Origin of the sequence: Chroococcus sp. FPU101 (assembly GCF_017312365.1) — a bacterium.
GTDB lineage: Bacteria > Cyanobacteriota > Cyanobacteriia > Cyanobacteriales > Microcystaceae > Chroococcus.
The window spans coordinates 229,844-244,197 of sequence record NZ_BLJI01000001.1; the positions used below are offsets into that span (position 1 = coordinate 229,844).

16 protein-coding genes and 1 pseudogene are annotated in these 14,354 nt (G+C 39.6%); 9 read left to right on the forward strand and 8 right to left on the reverse strand.

All coding sequences use genetic code 11. The features are described from left to right. Nucleotides 1-249 precede the first annotated feature (249 nt). Nucleotides 250-558, forward strand: a complete 309-nt coding sequence (locus tag CFPU101_RS00835) for a hypothetical protein (protein WP_206813445.1) — start codon at nt 250-252, stop codon at nt 556-558. Here the strand turns inward: CFPU101_RS00835 and CFPU101_RS00840 are convergent. From CFPU101_RS00840 to aroB, 3 genes are all read right to left on the reverse strand, one after another. Next, the gene (locus tag CFPU101_RS00840; RefSeq protein ID WP_206813446.1) at nt 552-1,211 is read right to left on the reverse strand and encodes a ribonuclease HII; all 660 of its coding nucleotides are present in this window, start codon (nt 1,209-1,211) and stop codon (nt 552-554) included. The two genes, CFPU101_RS00835 and CFPU101_RS00840, sit on opposite strands and share 7 nt — an antisense overlap. An 86-nt stretch (nt 1,212-1,297) precedes the next feature. Next, the gene (locus CFPU101_RS00845) at nt 1,298-1,534 is read right to left on the reverse strand and encodes a hypothetical protein (protein ID WP_206813447.1); all 237 of its coding nucleotides are present in this window, start codon (nt 1,532-1,534) and stop codon (nt 1,298-1,300) included. Nucleotides 1,535-1,573: 39 nt separating this feature from the next. Beyond that, the gene (aroB, locus tag CFPU101_RS00850; protein ID WP_206813448.1) at nt 1,574-2,674 is read right to left on the reverse strand and encodes a 3-dehydroquinate synthase; all 1,101 of its coding nucleotides are present in this window, start codon (nt 2,672-2,674) and stop codon (nt 1,574-1,576) included. Between the two features lie 82 nt (nt 2,675-2,756). Here aroB and petL point away from each other — a divergent pair, with 82 nt between their 5' ends. The 4 genes and pseudogenes from petL (at nt 2,757) to arsC (ending at nt 4,467) form a co-directional block, all read left to right on the forward strand. After that, nucleotides 2,757-2,858, forward strand: a complete 102-nt coding sequence (gene petL / locus CFPU101_RS00855) for a cytochrome b6-f complex subunit PetL (protein WP_206813449.1) — start codon at nt 2,757-2,759, stop codon at nt 2,856-2,858. Between the two features lie 129 nt (nt 2,859-2,987). Next, nucleotides 2,988-3,296, forward strand: a pseudogene (locus CFPU101_RS00860) (ArsR/SmtB family transcription factor). A gap of 68 nt (nt 3,297-3,364) precedes the next feature. Then, nucleotides 3,365-4,063, forward strand: coding sequence for an MIP/aquaporin family protein (locus CFPU101_RS00865; protein WP_206813450.1), 699 nt, complete (start codon nt 3,365-3,367; stop codon nt 4,061-4,063). Between the two features lie 2 nt (nt 4,064-4,065). Continuing rightward, nucleotides 4,066-4,467, forward strand: coding sequence for an arsenate reductase, glutathione/glutaredoxin type (gene arsC, locus CFPU101_RS00870; protein ID WP_206813451.1), 402 nt, complete (start codon nt 4,066-4,068; stop codon nt 4,465-4,467). Nucleotides 4,468-4,518: 51 nt separating this feature from the next. Here the strand turns inward: arsC and CFPU101_RS00875 are convergent, their stop codons facing one another. Together CFPU101_RS00875 and queA are read right to left on the reverse strand one after the other, a co-directional pair. Next, complete coding sequence (locus CFPU101_RS00875) at nt 4,519-5,025, reverse strand: DUF1499 domain-containing protein (protein ID WP_206813452.1); 507 nt, start codon at nt 5,023-5,025, stop codon at nt 4,519-4,521. A 28-nt stretch (nt 5,026-5,053) separates the two neighbouring features. Further along, entirely contained in the window at nt 5,054-6,151 is a 1,098-nt protein-coding gene (gene queA / locus CFPU101_RS00880) for a tRNA preQ1(34) S-adenosylmethionine ribosyltransferase-isomerase QueA (RefSeq protein WP_206813453.1), read from the reverse strand. A 155-nt stretch (nt 6,152-6,306) separates the two neighbouring features. Here queA and CFPU101_RS00885 point away from each other — a divergent pair, with 155 nt between their 5' ends. Continuing rightward, nucleotides 6,307-6,696: a hypothetical protein gene (locus CFPU101_RS00885; RefSeq protein WP_206813454.1), complete on the forward strand. Its 390-nt coding sequence runs from the start codon at nt 6,307-6,309 to the stop codon at nt 6,694-6,696. Here the strand turns inward: CFPU101_RS00885 and CFPU101_RS00890 are convergent. The 3 genes from CFPU101_RS00890 to CFPU101_RS00900 all read right to left on the reverse strand — a co-directional run bounded on the left by CFPU101_RS00890 (nt 6,693) and on the right by CFPU101_RS00900 (nt 10,304). Then, on the reverse strand, nt 6,693-7,004 hold the full coding sequence (locus CFPU101_RS00890) for a TMEM14 family protein (RefSeq protein WP_206813455.1): 312 nt from the start codon (nt 7,002-7,004) through the stop codon (nt 6,693-6,695). The two genes, CFPU101_RS00885 and CFPU101_RS00890, sit on opposite strands and share 4 nt — an antisense overlap. Before the next feature lie 130 nt (nt 7,005-7,134). Further along, entirely contained in the window at nt 7,135-8,301 is a 1,167-nt protein-coding gene (hpxO, locus tag CFPU101_RS00895; protein ID WP_206813456.1) for an FAD-dependent urate hydroxylase HpxO, read from the reverse strand. 461 nt (nt 8,302-8,762) lie between these two features. After that, the gene (locus CFPU101_RS00900; RefSeq protein WP_206813457.1) at nt 8,763-10,304 is read right to left on the reverse strand and encodes a hypothetical protein; all 1,542 of its coding nucleotides are present in this window, start codon (nt 10,302-10,304) and stop codon (nt 8,763-8,765) included. 150 nt (nt 10,305-10,454) lie between these two features. Here CFPU101_RS00900 and CFPU101_RS00905 point away from each other — a divergent pair, with 150 nt between their 5' ends. The 3 genes from CFPU101_RS00905 (at nt 10,455) to CFPU101_RS00915 (ending at nt 14,349) form a co-directional block, all read left to right on the forward strand. Further along, nucleotides 10,455-12,074 carry a hypothetical protein gene (locus CFPU101_RS00905; protein WP_206813458.1) on the forward strand — a complete coding sequence of 540 codons (1,620 nt, stop codon included), beginning with the start codon at nt 10,455-10,457 and terminating at the stop codon, nt 12,072-12,074. Nucleotides 12,075-12,136: 62 nt separating this feature from the next. Beyond that, nucleotides 12,137-13,417, forward strand: a complete 1,281-nt coding sequence (locus CFPU101_RS00910) for an MFS transporter (RefSeq protein ID WP_206813459.1) — start codon at nt 12,137-12,139, stop codon at nt 13,415-13,417. Nucleotides 13,418-13,575: 158 nt separating this feature from the next. Then, the gene (locus CFPU101_RS00915) at nt 13,576-14,349 is read left to right on the forward strand and encodes an ABC transporter ATP-binding protein (protein WP_206813460.1); all 774 of its coding nucleotides are present in this window, start codon (nt 13,576-13,578) and stop codon (nt 14,347-14,349) included. Nucleotides 14,350-14,354: the final 5 nt, after the last annotated feature.

Genomic DNA, 14,354 nt, shown 5'->3' on the forward strand with positions numbered 1-14,354 from the left:
CCACAAACCATCCCTAATTCATCAATTTTTGTGGAATGTATTTTAAGTTTAAAAACGATTGAATAGCAAGATAATAAAAGCTTTTGTGAGCCATCATACAAAAGATCAAGGTCAAACTAAACTATTAAAAACGTCTGGGGAAGAACACAGATAAAACAATAATAAAATTTATCGATGATTTTTCTTTTAGTTTGTACCATAGAGAGGAGGTGATCGAATGTCAGATTACCATTACTCCTAAATTAGCTTATGAGTCAGCCTTATTCCTCGTCTAAAGATTTTACGAGTGAAAATTTAGAAAAAGAGGTAATTTCACGATTTCGCTCGTTAGTCAAGTTTTTGCCGAAAAACTGTCGAATTTTTCGAGAAAAATGGGATACTTCTACTGTACTGTGTCTAGATTTTGATGATTGTCCAAGTTATCTACCCATTTCTAAAGTAAAAGCACCTTTATTATCAGAAGTGGCACAACAATTAGGCCTCAGTCAAGCTATTACTTTTAAAATGGGTCATCGTTCGATGGGATGGGTAACTCTTCCTGTTAAAGAAAGTCAATAAGTCGTAACTAAGCTTGAAGGTATTTGACAAGGACGAAAAGAAAGACGATGCTGTGATGATATGCCATATTGTGCGATCGCGTCTAGATGTTTTTGGGTTCCGTATCCCTTATTCGCTGCTAAATCATATTCTTGGTAATTTTTAGCCCACCGCAGAATGAGATCATCACGCCATACTTTTGCAATAATACTCGCAGCAGCAATAACGGGCGATCGTTGATCTCCTTTGATGATATTATGTTGAGGGATAGATAAATTGGGAATTTTTTGTCTACCATCGACTAAACAAATTGTTGGTTGATGTTTAAGTTTTTTAATTGAACGCAGCATTGCCAATAAAGATGCTTGTAGAATATTAAACTGATCAATCTCTTGAACTTTAGCGTAACCAATACGATATTGTAAAACTATTTTAGAAATTTTGTGAAAAAGTTCTGTTCTTTTTTTAATTGAAAGTAGCTTACTATCTTTAACTCCAATTTCAATTAGTCTTGGAATATCACAAACGGGTAAAACCACGACAGCAGCAACCACAGGGCCAAATAAACAACCTCTACCCACTTCATCAACTCCTGCAATTAATGTATTTTGCTCTGTGATTTCTGGTAGCAGGATTGATAAATCGATAAAGTCGAGTTTATTTAAGGTTTTCATGATTTGTTTAGACAATGAGTTGACTAAGTTTTTGAGGTCTTTTATTAGAGTTTTTGGGTAATATTTTTAATTTTTTTTTAGGGTGGTTAAACTTCTGGAAAAATATCTTTAAATAGTACAAGAATAACTTGCTCGAAATCTTCTAGGTCTTGTTTCGCATCATAAAGATTTCTATAATCATCCCAAAAACTTTTAAAAAAATAAACTAACTTAGCCACAACACTTTTACCTTGTGCTTGTGGCCCAATAGGGATATTTATTTTTCCTATCTCTAATTCTATGTGTTTAATATTCAAAAAATTAGTGACGATTAATTTTTCCATAAAACCTCTGTATGGATTTTGTTACTAAACCCAAATTAATTACAATGCTTTAAGTTCTTCCACTACTTCAAAAATCAATTCAGACGGAACCTCATCAGTAATAATAACTGTACCTATTTGAGTCGGTAAAATAAAACGAACTTTACCTGATTTTACTTTTTTATCAATCTTCAGCGCGTCTACAATTTCTGATGAATTGACACTTGCTGGAATAGTTGTCGGTAAACCTGCTTTTTTAATTAAATCGTTTTGTTTAATTTCTGCTTCAGATGACCAAAGATTTAAATGAGTGGCTATTTTTCCTGCAGCAACCATCCCAATAGCAACCGCTTCACCATGATTAATTACACTATAACCCGTTAAACTTTCAATGGCATGACCGATCGTATGTCCATAGTTTAAGATCGCTCTTAAATTCGATTCTTTTTCATCTTTGCTCACGACATCGGCTTTTGCTTGACAAGAACGAGTGATGATAGTTAGTAGTAAATCTTCACTAATATTGGAAAAATCGGCTAATTTTTCTGCTGCTTCTAACTGAGAAAATAGATCCGCATCCCATATAATGCCATATTTAATCACTTCAGCCATTCCGGCGCGAAATTCTCTGACTGGGAGAGTTTTTAAGACCAAAGGATCGATTAATACTAGACGAGGTTGATAAAATGCACCAATAAGGTTTTTACCTTGCGGATGGTTAACCCCAGTTTTTCCACCAATAGACGCATCTACCATCGCGAGTAGGGTTGTAGGAACTTGTACGAAGTTTACCCCTCTTAACCAAGTTGCTGCGGCAAAACCTGTCATATCCCCAATAACACCCCCACCTAACGCGATGAAGGTAGACGATCGTTCTAAGCGTTGAGTAACAGCCGTATCATAGATTTTGGCAATAGAATCGAGGTTTTTGTAGGTTTCTCCTGCGGGTATAAAATGAGTCGTTACTTCAAACCCCTTATCAGATAAAGATTTTAATGCTGTTTCTCCGTAAATCTCAAAAATTTCGGGACTGGAAACAAGAAGAACTTTTTTTCCGAGATCGAGTGAGCTAATTTGTGCGCCGAGTTGGGCTAAACTATTGGAGATAATCGCAATGTTATAGGGATTTTGGGGAAGCTTAACAGGAATAATTGAAGACATAGCCGACATTGATGAAGTGGTGTTCTCTAACAGTACAATAACAAAGAATGAATTACATTATTTCAGGAGTCGTTGCCAAAAAATGTCTATCTTTGCTATTGTCTCTTTTATCGCTTACATTCTAGTATTCACCGTTATTGCAGCAGGTCTCTATCTTGGTTTCCGCGCTGCTAAACTAATCTAGTTGGTGTTTATAAAAATTCTATATTTCGCTAAGAGTCGTCAGAAAAATGATCTTTCTGGCGATTTCTACATTAATCACAAAAGTTTCAAGTAAAATTGATCTAGTCTTACTGCATTTCAATTTTTTTTGATGAACGCTACAACCTCTGACGTATCTACTGGATTTCATGCCCTCTCAGATCCACTTCGTTTACGAGTATTAGATTTACTACGTGTGCAAGAATTATGTGTGTGCGAACTGTGAGAAAAACTAGAAATTAACCAATCTAAACTATCTTTTCACCTAAAAATACTCAAAGAAGCCAATTTAGTTCGTAGCCGACAACAGGGACGCTGGATCTACTACAGCCTTAATCTATCAGGATTTTTAGCCCTCGAAGAATATCTAGCAGAGTATCGGAGACTTACTCAACTGTTTCCAGTACGACAATGTGATTAGCTGCCTCTTGACAAATCAATTTTTTTTGAAATGATAAGAAAGGGTTTATTTATTTCATCGACTGCGTTATGCGTCTAGCTAAAACCGTTCCCAAAAAGTCCCTCAAAATACGACCAGAAGTTCTCGCCGAAGGAATTGGTACATTTATTCTCGTTTTTGCGGGTACTGGTGCAGTAATGGTGAATAGTATCAGTGATGGTGCATTGACTCATTTAGGGATTAGTTTTGTTTTTGGTGCGGTTGTAGCGGCTTTAATCTATACTCTAGGTCACATCAGTCAAGCACATTTTAATCCTGCGGTAACACTGGCTTTTTGGGTGAGTGGTTTTTTCCCAAAAAAATCGGTTTTGTCCTACATTATTGCTCAATGTGCGGGGGCGGTTGTCGCGTCTGGAGTGTTGTTAATAAGCTTGGGAAAAGTCGCTAATTTAGGTGCAACGCTGCCGTTAGAGGGAAATTGGCTACAATCCTTGGTTTTAGAGACGATTTTAACCTTTATCTTGATGTTTGTCATTTTAGGCTCAGGTTTAGATCGTCGTTCACCAGTAGGTTTTGCGGGTATAGCAATAGGATTAACTGTAGCATTAGAAGCAGCATTTATGGGGCCGATTACAGGTGCGAGTATGAACCCTGCGCGATCGTTTGGTCCTGCAATGGTAGGAATGCTGTGGCAACATCACTGGTTGTACTGGGTTGCCCCCATTTTTGGCGCACAACTAGCAGTTATTGTCTATCGACATTTATCCAATGGATTTCAGGATTTTTAGTCATGAAAAGTATTATGTATGTGTGTAAAAAAAATTCGCGCCGTTCTCAAATGGCTGAAGGATTTACAAAAGTATTAGGGAAAGATAAAGTTAAGGTGACAAGTTCGGGTCTAGCGTCTTCTGAAGTTGATCCGATTACAATTCAAGTCATGTTGGAAATTGGGATTGATATTCGTGAGCAAACGTCTAAATCTTTGAGTGATTTTAATCCAGATGATTATGATGCGGTCATTTCTTTGTGTGGCTGTGGCGTGAATTTATCGCAAGAATGGCTATTACAAGAAGTTTTTGAAGATTGGCAACTCGATGATCCTGAAGCAGAATCAATTGATACGTTTCGACGTGTTCGAGATCAGATTAAAGAAAGAGTGGTGAAATTAATCGCTCAATTAAGTGAAGAATGATAAAAAAGGGTTTGACGACCAAACCCTTGACAAAATCAAGTTAATATGCAGTTAGAACAATTTTCTAATCTGTTCAATGCGTTGACGATTTACCCCTAAGTCAGATTCGCCTAAACGAGAAGCAGAACGAACATCGATCACTTTTTCGTTGGAATTGACTAAAAATTCGACATCATCAACATAGCCCATCCAACGACTTGCAAATTCAGCATAAAGATAATTACTTTCTTCAGCAATGATTTTAGTCCGTTCTTGGGAATTTATCAGACTGGTTAAAGCAGCGATCGCGGTTTGCGATTCACCTTGATAAGCGATCGGTTCGATATAATGTTCTTTGTCTAGACTCTGACTACTGACACAGTTTGGACTACTGGGGCATGGTGCGAGTCTACCCGCAACGACACCTAAGTTATCGGGGCGCATTCCCGAAAAAGGTGTGGGGAGAGTCGGAAAAGCGACGCGGATACCCATCGTAATCAAAATAATCAACACTGGGGCAATGAGAAAGAAAACACCACGATTTTTTGATTTGAATGATGACGATTTAGCTTGAGACATAAAAAAACTGTTAATTAAAAGCTAATCTTTAAATTACAGCACTAGGGAGAATCAACATAGCATCCCCGAAAGAATAAAACCGATATTCTTTTTGAATTGCTTCTGCATACAAGGCTAACAACCGTTCTCGTCCAATTAAAGCACTAACTAACATCAGTAAACTCGATTTAGGTAAATGAAAGTTTGTGATTAACCCATCAACCACTTGCCACTGATAACTGGGATAAATAAACAAGTTCGTTTTCCCGCGAAAAGCCGCTAATTCATCTCCTCCCGCTTCTTTAATTTCTTTCATTGCCCCTTCTAAAGTGCGTGTAGCAGTGGTTCCGACAGCAATGACTCTCGATCCTTTAGCTTTGGTTTCTCGAATTAAATCAACCGTCTCTTGAGGTAATTCAATCCATTCTTGGTGCATGATATGTTGAGTAATATCTTCAACTTCAACAGGGCGAAAAGTTCCCACCCCGACATGAAGCGTTACATAAGCCAAATTAACCCCCATTGCTTTGAGTCGCCCTAAAAGTTCCTCCGTGAAATGAAGTCCCGCCGTTGGTGCTGCAACAGAACCTGGTTCATGAGCGTAAACCGTCTGATATTGCGAGGGGAGAGCTTCAGAATGATTAACATAAGGAGGGAAGGGAATTTGACCAAACTTTTCTAAAACTCCTAAAAAAGATTGATCATCAGGAACGTGAAATTGTAATAATCTGCCTCCAGTCGCCGCATCCCGATCAATTACTTTAGCTTTAAGAATATTGTGGGGGGAGTTTGGAGCAGCATCAAAAGGATAAAACCAGATTTCTGAGCCTAATTTAAAACGTTTGCCCGGTTTAACTAACGCTAACCAACAATTATGATCTTTTTCTTCTAAAAGCAAAATTTCAACGGGTGCGCCAGTTGCTTTTCGTCCATAGAGACGGGCAGGAATCACCTGAGTATTATTAAGAATAAGTAAATCGCCAGGTAATAACCAATTGGTTAAATCATAAAAAAAGCTATGTACATGAGTATTTAAAGAGTCAATAATCAAAAGCCGTGAATGATCTCTAGGGGTCACAGGATTTTGCGCGATTAACTCTGATGGGAGAGTATAGTCATAGCCAGACAATAACTGATCTGAAGTCATGTTGTTATTGTATTAACAAAAGAACATTGATTTTTGGGTGATCTTACCCAGAAGAACATCACTAAATCGCGGGTTTTTCCCCTAGAAGTAACAATACTATTTTTGCCAGAATAATCTTATAGCAATTCTTGGGATCATTTGCGCCTTACGCTACTATGGATTATTTATATTTTTTAGCTACTGCAAGTTTAACGCTACGAGTCACTCAATATCTTCATGGTATGACTCATCTACCGCCCGCTTGCATGACAGTGATTCATCAGATCAACGGTTGGATCGTTAAAGTAAAATTTAGCCAGTCGCTTACTCCTGAACAGCATGGCGACTTTCAAGCTTTTATGTTAGAGCTAGGCATTCCTTACCCGCCAGAAATTCGCTTACAGATGGTGTTTTGGAGTTTGGAAACAGGACAGTCTGCTACTGAGGTGATGCGTCGTTATCAAGTTGCGATCGTTTCTCATGGAATGCCCGATGCCAATGATATCGAAGCCTTTCGTCAACAGTTTACCAGAGGGTTAGGCTACTGTCCAGAAACCTTGGCTTAAACACGCGCTGTCAGCATCATTGCAAGTGTCACTAAACCTGCGAGTAACATTAAACCAGAAGGCATAAACTTTCGTGTTTTGGCGAGTCGTAAGCTAAAAACGACGATTAGAGTGATCGTGATGATTAAAGACAAATTAAAACCCCAAGTAATTCCTTGGAGTTGTAAAAAGGCCCCCAGTAACAAGATGAGTCCGCTAATCGTTCCAGAAATTAAAGATGCTTTACTTTTAACGGTTTGATAGGCTGCGATCCCACCGATGAGCGCGAGTAAACCGTAGGCTAGGGTTGCAATAATTGGCAGTTCCATTTTTATAATCATTCCTCAATGCAATTTTTCTATCTCATATAAGAAAAGCGCAGTTCAGGTACCTGTGGCCAGTCTTGAAAAAAAATGTTACTTATTGATCCATTAACACTAACTCCTAGCCTCACGTTAATTAACGCAATGGCCCAGCTATAATAACCTTTTTCAGCGCGTCGGTAACATCAGAAGGTTTTTCAGTGGCGAGTTGTTGATACCATTGTTGGGTAATTGCTGGATCTTTGCCGTGAATCTGTTCAGCCCGTTTACGTGCTTTTTGAACGATCGCATTAGCGCGGATCATTCGTTCTGTTTCGTAGCGTTTCAGGGCGCGTTCAACCCCCGCATGAGTATTAACCAAGTGATCGGCAATAACTAAGGCATCTTCTAGGGCTAAACAACCACCTTGACCCATATCTGGGCAAGTCGCATGAGCAGAATCACCTAATAACGCCACACGACCCCGTACATAGCGGTTAAAGGGGCCAGCATCATGAATTTCAATACGAGCAACGTCTGAAGGGTTAAAACGGTCGATGAGCATTTGTACTGGTTCAGCCCAACCTTTAAAGTGTTCTCTAAGTTCTGTTTTAAAATAATCGGGGTTACAAGGAGTACCTAAGCGAAGTGGTACATCAAAGAAGAAATAAAAGCGATCCCCACCGATGGGCATCATTGAAGCGCGTTGATGATCACCAACATAAATGACCCAAGTATTTGCGGGGGCTAGATCTGTACTTGCTGTTACTAAACCATTCCAATTGACATAACCTGCATACTTCGGTTCTAGATCAGCCTCATTACCTAAAACATACCTGCGAATAGTTGAACGAATACCATCTGCTGCAATAAGTACATCACCTTTAGCTTGATGCCCATTTTCAAAAAATACGGTAACACCTGTTTCGTCTTCTTCCACACCCACACATTTATGATCTAGTTTAATCTCATCGCTATAAGCCTTTAACAACATATTCTGTAAATCACGACGGGCTACGGGATAGGGACGCTGATGTACTGCATCGATCAAGGGTAATAAACTGATTTGATTAAGCGGTGTACCTGTTTTGTGGTGATAGGCCATTTGATTCATCGTACCGCCGATCGCACTAAGTTGCTCACCTAAGCCTAAATAGGTTAATACTTTTGCACCATTTGACCACAATGAGATCCCTGCACCAATTGGACGTAATTCTTTAACCCGATCATAGATTTCCACTTCACAACCAGCACGTCGCAGGGCAATTCCTGCCGTTAGTCCGCCAATTCCTGCACCCGTTATGATTACTTTCGGTTTTTCCATGATCTTGTCCTGCAATAGTTAATTGCTTATAAGCTTGCTTTTGCGTCCGCTCGGTTTGAGTTCACCGATTGGTCAAGAAATTTATATATTTAAGTTTTATTTACCAGATTGTATACAATCTTATTTTGCTAAAAGAGTATCTAAATATACCTAAAGCTAGAATTTTAGCTTCAAAAAACTTTTTAAATTGCAAAATTACTTTACAGGTTGCAACCCAAGTCATTAAATTTCGAACACCATTAAAGTATCTTTTTGTCAATATTTTGATTGAACAAAAAATTGTCTAATGAGACTTAATTTGTGTTGGTGAAAACATCCAGTTAACTTAGAGCAATTGTGTTCGCAGTAACTCTAGCCAATTTCATCGGGTTTAGTGGGTTCTCAACTTGGCTAGATGGGTCTTTATTGTTTGCGACTTATGCGGTATTGGCCTTGGCGTTTTACGAGCATCTGGCTTGATGTTAGGTGTTCATGCGTTCATAAATTGCCGATGCCGCAGGTGAAAAACGAGTCAGATAGTTAAAGATCCAGAATTTAATCCAAGAATCGATTAAAACGGGAACCGTCGCAATAAAACCATAGATTATAATTCTGCTTTCAGGAAGTCCGAAACGATGGCTTAATCCTTCTAAAATAATTTCCCATCCTTCGGCTGAATGGAAGCCAACAAACATATCTGTAATGAGAATAAACAGAAAGACTTTACTGGGATCATTAAGATTCAAGAAAGCTCTATTTGAGAAACTTCTGACAATGGCTAAACGTTGACGACCAAAATAAACAAGAGCGATAAAAGCAAGAAGGGCAACACAATCTGCTAACACATTTTTAATTCCTTCAAGCTGTTCTTGCCTAGCTTCTCGCCATAAATCAAGAACTTTTTCTTGGAGGGCTTTTTCTTCGAGTTCTTGTTCGACTTCCGTCCATCCTGTTGTTAGCAAAAGACTTTTAAATTGACCTGGTTGCTGATTGACTAAATCTTCAACCAGTTCGGGTGGGATTTCACCAAACAAAGCAGAGGCTAATTCTGCTTCTTCTTGAGGGGTGTTGATATAAGTTTTATGACCTTCTTTTTCTTCTTCGATGATCGCTTTAGCAATAAATCGTTTAATTTCTAGCGTTTCCCTAAATTTTCTAAATTCATTGATAAATTCTTCTTGAATTTCTTTACTCAATTCTACTTTAGTAGGATTTTCGTCAAAGTAGTTACCCAATAGTGGATTAAGAAGAAGATTTTTAGTTAGAATTTGCGTGACTATGGGAATAACTAACAATAAGATGAGCCAACGGACGGCGGTTCGATTCTGCGATCGGATCACGCGCAATTCTTGAATAACTTCTTGTTCATATTTGGGGCTAAACTCTTTGCCAATTTTCGCCGCCCCCCCAAACAAACGAAGTGCATAAGGAGATTGATTATTTTTAGTTGTTTTTCCTTTAGTTTGAACTATTCTAGGAGGTGTAGCAGGACGAATAATTCCCGCGTCTTCATCAGCTAAAGGGGGTTCTTCTTTAGGCGAATCGATGTCTTCTGTGCTTAGGACTTCTGGGGTAACGGTTGGCACTGGATCAGAGAAAATGTTGGAAAATAATTTATTAAAAGATTGCTTGGAGTTTCGGTATTTTCCGACAACCGATTCAATAAATGCCAGCTTTTCTAGAATAATCGCCTCGTTGGTTTGATCGCTGATGGTAATTTCAAAACGATTATCTTGCTGTTCGATGCGAGTTGGTGTAGTACTTGATGGACGAGGGGTTAAAAAGCTAGTTGCTCGGAAACGCAGTAGACTAGAACGAATTCTGAGAAGTTGACGATCTAATTGAGTCTGAAAGTAGTCAGATACCGTTTTTCCTTTATCGGGTTGGTTAATAATTGCCTTCCCCTCAAAATGTGTGTCTTCAATTTTCTTGATGGCGAGTGCGCCTTGATATGCGTCTTCTAAAGCCTTTAAAGATGATCGGTTGACCCACCTATTCAGTCCAGACAGATTCCAGGAGTTCATTATGATCTATTCGGCGACAAAGAATTATGTTTATCGTTTTTATTTATCAATGTAAACACAGGTTGTCCCTCAGGGAAGTATTTTTTTATTCATTTTTTGGAATGTTGCTTGTCTTTAAACGTTTTTTTGTTTGTCGATAGGAGCGAAAATATGTCTTTTTTGGTAGAGTTTAGATGTCCGTCAGCGACATCGCTCTTTCAGGTCAGTATGAATCGTTATCTAAAGCTTTTATCCATTCGAGCCCTTCCCCTCATCGTTTGTTTTCTGTTTTGTTTTTTAAGTTTGACTGATGCTGCTTTAGCGAACAACTTTTTTGATAGTAGCAACTCACTCAAGAAAGAATTTACAGAAAAGATAATCGCTGAAACACCCCAACAAACAGGGGGTTTTCGAGGTCTTCTCAAACAACTAACAGTAACCACGACGGCAGATGATGGTACTGGTTCGCTGCGTTGGGCAATCAATCAAGCTAATGAATCCCCTGAAGATGATTTAATCGATTTATCTCAAGTCAGTGGCACGATTAAACTTAAAAAAAGTTTGCCGAAGATTGACAGTAATATGACCATTGTTGGCAACGGTGATGATATGATTAGTGGCGACAATGCACATCAAGTGTTATATGTCAATAGTGGAGAAGTAACAATTAAAAATTTGACGATCGCGGATGGTCAGGCAATTGGAAATGATGGAGATAACGGCGCGGGCGGTGCGGCGGGTATGGGTGGCGGTTTGTTTATGAATGGCGGAACGGTTACTCTTAGTAGTGTTAGATTTATTAATAATCATGCCCTTGGTGGACAAGGAACCGCGAGAATTCCACGACAAGCAACCAAGCTACAGACCCAGATTTTAGCCGATAAAAATAAATTTAATGTCAATCGTGGTGGGATTGTCGGGGTTAATGGGATCAGTTTACCGAATCTAGATGGGATCGATCTAGATAAAGAAGGCATTCGCATCAGTGGCGGTAATGAAAAGTTTAAAGCGAATCGAGGGGCGATCGCAGGGATGAACGGCATCGGGATCGGTGGCATCGGTAGTATCGCTTTTGGTGGTGGCGGTGGTTTTGGCGGTTTTGGTAATGGTGGCAATGGTGGTAATGGAGGTAAAGGGGGTAAAGATGGCGGTAATGGGGGTAATGGAGGCGATGGTGGAAACGGTGGTACTGGTGTATTTGCAAGTTTTGATGTGTGGGGACAACAGGGGATCGGATCGGCGGCATTTAGTGGGGGTGCGGGTTTCGGCGGTTTAGGAAATGCAGGTAAAGGCGGTGAAGGGGGACAGGCTAAAGCACCTGTAGCAGATGGCGGAAAGGGTGGTAATGGTGGCAACGGTGGTAACGGCGGCTTTGGTGGCGGTGGCGGAAGTGCAGGTTTTGGCGGACAAGCGGGAAATATTGAGATAGAAGGGGCCAATGGTATTCCAGGTAGCGGCGGTTTTGGTGGTGGTAATGGGCAATTAGGATTTGGTGGCGGTGGCGGTGGTTTTGGTGGTGCGATTTTCGTCCGCGCTGGCAATCTAATTTTAAATAAAACAGCGTTTGAAAATAATACAGCGAGTGGGGGAATAGGAGAAAATTCGGGTCAGGGTAAAGGAGGAGCTATTTTTATTGTGACGGAGGATTTGAAACAACAAGCAGAGATTAATCAGGCTCCGAAAGTATCGTCATTTGGTCGCTTACCCGTTTTTATCAGTAATATGGCAACTCAAGCCGAAAGTACACCAACCGATAACCCTGATGTGTTCGGCACCATTCAAGTACGGTAGACGACAAATTCATCTAAAAAATTGTTATACCGTTTTGGGTAAAGTGTCTAGGTATTTTAGATATGAGCGAACTTTCATCAACTCTTTTATTATCAAATCGTCAGGTTTGGGTACAGGCGATGGGGCGAATGCTGTTTCAATTAGCCTTTGGTTTAATTAGCTTTTATCTGCCGATTTTATTTGTTAATGAAGTGGGTTTCTCGGCGACTTTGGTGGGTTTCAGTATTAGTTTAAGTTCAATTTCAGAAATCGCTGGACACTTATTTAGTGGTACTGTCTCCGATATGCCGAAGTTTGGGCGTAAATTTGCTCTCTCCTGTGCAGCCGTCCTTGGAATGATCGTCGCCCTCATTTTGACCTTTGCCCAACAACTTTGGTTACTGATGGTCGCTTGTATATTTCTGGGTTTGGCTTTGGGGAGTTATTGGACTCCTGCAAGTGCGGCGGTGATGGATTTTACGGAACCCGATGAACGTCCTCAAGCCTTTGCTATTTTGGGGGTGGCTGAATATTTAGGACTGGGAACAGGAATTTTAGGCGGTGGTATTCTCTTTAATTTACTCAGAGAAACGCCACAATTAATTTTTGTTAATTCTGCCGTAATTTTCCTCGCTTTTCTGCTACTGATTACACGTGCAATGGCACCTAGAAAACATCCCGCCTCGGATAATAATACAAAACAAGGAATTTTAGTAGCTCTCAAAGATAAAAAATTACTGGTTTTTATTTTAGCTAATATTCTCTTTTCAACGTATGTGACTTTTATTACCAGTGTTCTACCTTTGTATTTTACTAACTTTGTCGATGTCACTGGCGATACTGCTAAGAGTTCAATTACAAGTACGGCTAATCTTTTTACTTGGTCTTATATTTTAATAGGTGTTTTGTTACAAATTCCTCTAACTCGCTTCTTTAAATCGTTTCGACGTGTTCAAGTTTTAATGATTGCCTTTGTCATTTGGGCTAGTGGATTTTTCTTAGTTTGGTTGGCTGGAACTTTTGCCGAAACAAGCGGAACTTTTGCTTATCCTGTGAGTCTTGCGGGTCTTGCTGTTCTTTTGATTGCGAATGTTTCTTATAAACCTTATTCAGTTTCGATTATCTCTGATTTAGCACCTCCTAGTTTGCGAGGTGCTTATCTGGCGGTGGGTTCTCAGAGTTGGGCGATCGCATATTTGATCGGGCCACTTTTAGGTGGTTGGGCGTTAGATCAAAAAGAAACGATCGCTGATACTTTCTGGTTATTTGTTGCCGCGACGACTATTTTAGGTTTAATCATTCTAGCGGTTTTTGAGTCCATGACTTCGACTGTCATTGACCAAGTTCAACCTTTAAAGTCATAATAATTTAGTCTTTATTGTTTAGGTAAAATTTTATGTCAATCTAGTTCAATTTAGAAAATAAACTGATCTCACTTCGGTGAGCAAAAACCTAAACGATAAAATAATTTAAAATTTTATAGTTATCAATATATGGCGAACATTAATCAGGTTGGTCAACGATGGAAGAGCCGTTAATAGAATGGAGAAAAGTGAGCAAAGCTTTTGGCTCAAAAGTCATTTTAGATCAGGTCGATTTAAAAGTTTTCCCTGGTGAGGCAGTAGGGGTGATCGGCCCATCAGGTACGGGGAAATCAACAATTTTACGCCTCCTTGCGGGCTTAATGACACCCGATACAGGGGAAATTTATGTACATGGTCGAAAACGAGAGCTAACGATCGAGCAAGGGCAAGAACCCGAAGGAATTGGTTTAGTGTTTCAACAGTCCGCTTTATTTGACTCCCTAACGGTTGGTGAAAATGTCGGATTTAGCCTAATTCGTCATAGTAAGCTCTCTAAAGAGAAAATACGAGAATTAACGGCTGAAAAATTGGCTTTAGTCGGGATGCCAGATACTCAAGATCTCTATCCAGCAGAAATATCTGGGGGGATGCGTAAACGGGTGAGTTTGGCGCGGGCTATTATTAGCGATCCTGAAGTGGCTAAGGATCAATTGAATATTTTACTGTATGATGAACCGACAGCAGGGCTAGATCCTGTAGGTTCGACCCGCATTGAAACCGTGATCCGAGAACTTCTGACCGTACAGAAGGCTTGTAGTGCTTATCTCATGGTTACTCATGTCCATACGACGATCAAAAATACAACTGATCGTATTGTCTTCCTCTATCAAGGGAAATTTCAATGGGAAGGTACAACCGATGATGCTTATCGTTCTGAAATTCCTTTACTTAAACAGTTTTTTACTGGGAGTATAGAAGGGCCGATTAAATAACGTGT

Coding starts and splice junctions, on each gene's coding strand:
- CFPU101_RS00835 (WP_206813445.1), top strand. CDS start 250: ATGAGTCAGCCTTATTCCTCGTCTAAAGATTTTACGAGTGAAAATTTA.
- aroB (WP_206813448.1), bottom strand. CDS start 2,674: ATGTCTTCAATTATTCCTGTTAAGCTTCCCCAAAATCCCTATAACATT.
- arsC (WP_206813451.1), top strand. CDS start 4,066: ATGAAAAGTATTATGTATGTGTGTAAAAAAAATTCGCGCCGTTCTCAA.
- CFPU101_RS00890 (WP_206813455.1), bottom strand. CDS start 7,004: ATGGAACTGCCAATTATTGCAACCCTAGCCTACGGTTTACTCGCGCTC.
- CFPU101_RS00905 (WP_206813458.1), top strand. CDS start 10,455: ATGTCTTTTTTGGTAGAGTTTAGATGTCCGTCAGCGACATCGCTCTTT.
- CFPU101_RS00910 (WP_206813459.1), top strand. CDS start 12,137: ATGAGCGAACTTTCATCAACTCTTTTATTATCAAATCGTCAGGTTTGG.
- CFPU101_RS00915 (WP_206813460.1), top strand. CDS start 13,576: ATGGAAGAGCCGTTAATAGAATGGAGAAAAGTGAGCAAAGCTTTTGGC.
- CFPU101_RS00840 (WP_206813446.1), bottom strand. CDS start 1,211: ATGAAAACCTTAAATAAACTCGACTTTATCGATTTATCAATCCTGCTA.
- CFPU101_RS00885 (WP_206813454.1), top strand. CDS start 6,307: ATGGATTATTTATATTTTTTAGCTACTGCAAGTTTAACGCTACGAGTC.
- CFPU101_RS00865 (WP_206813450.1), top strand. CDS start 3,365: ATGCGTCTAGCTAAAACCGTTCCCAAAAAGTCCCTCAAAATACGACCA.
- CFPU101_RS00875 (WP_206813452.1), bottom strand. CDS start 5,025: ATGTCTCAAGCTAAATCGTCATCATTCAAATCAAAAAATCGTGGTGTT.
- queA (WP_206813453.1), bottom strand. CDS start 6,151: ATGACTTCAGATCAGTTATTGTCTGGCTATGACTATACTCTCCCATCA.
- hpxO (WP_206813456.1), bottom strand. CDS start 8,301: ATGGAAAAACCGAAAGTAATCATAACGGGTGCAGGAATTGGCGGACTA.
- CFPU101_RS00845 (WP_206813447.1), bottom strand. CDS start 1,534: ATGGAAAAATTAATCGTCACTAATTTTTTGAATATTAAACACATAGAA.
- petL (WP_206813449.1), top strand. CDS start 2,757: ATGTCTATCTTTGCTATTGTCTCTTTTATCGCTTACATTCTAGTATTC.
- CFPU101_RS00900 (WP_206813457.1), bottom strand. CDS start 10,304: ATGAACTCCTGGAATCTGTCTGGACTGAATAGGTGGGTCAACCGATCA.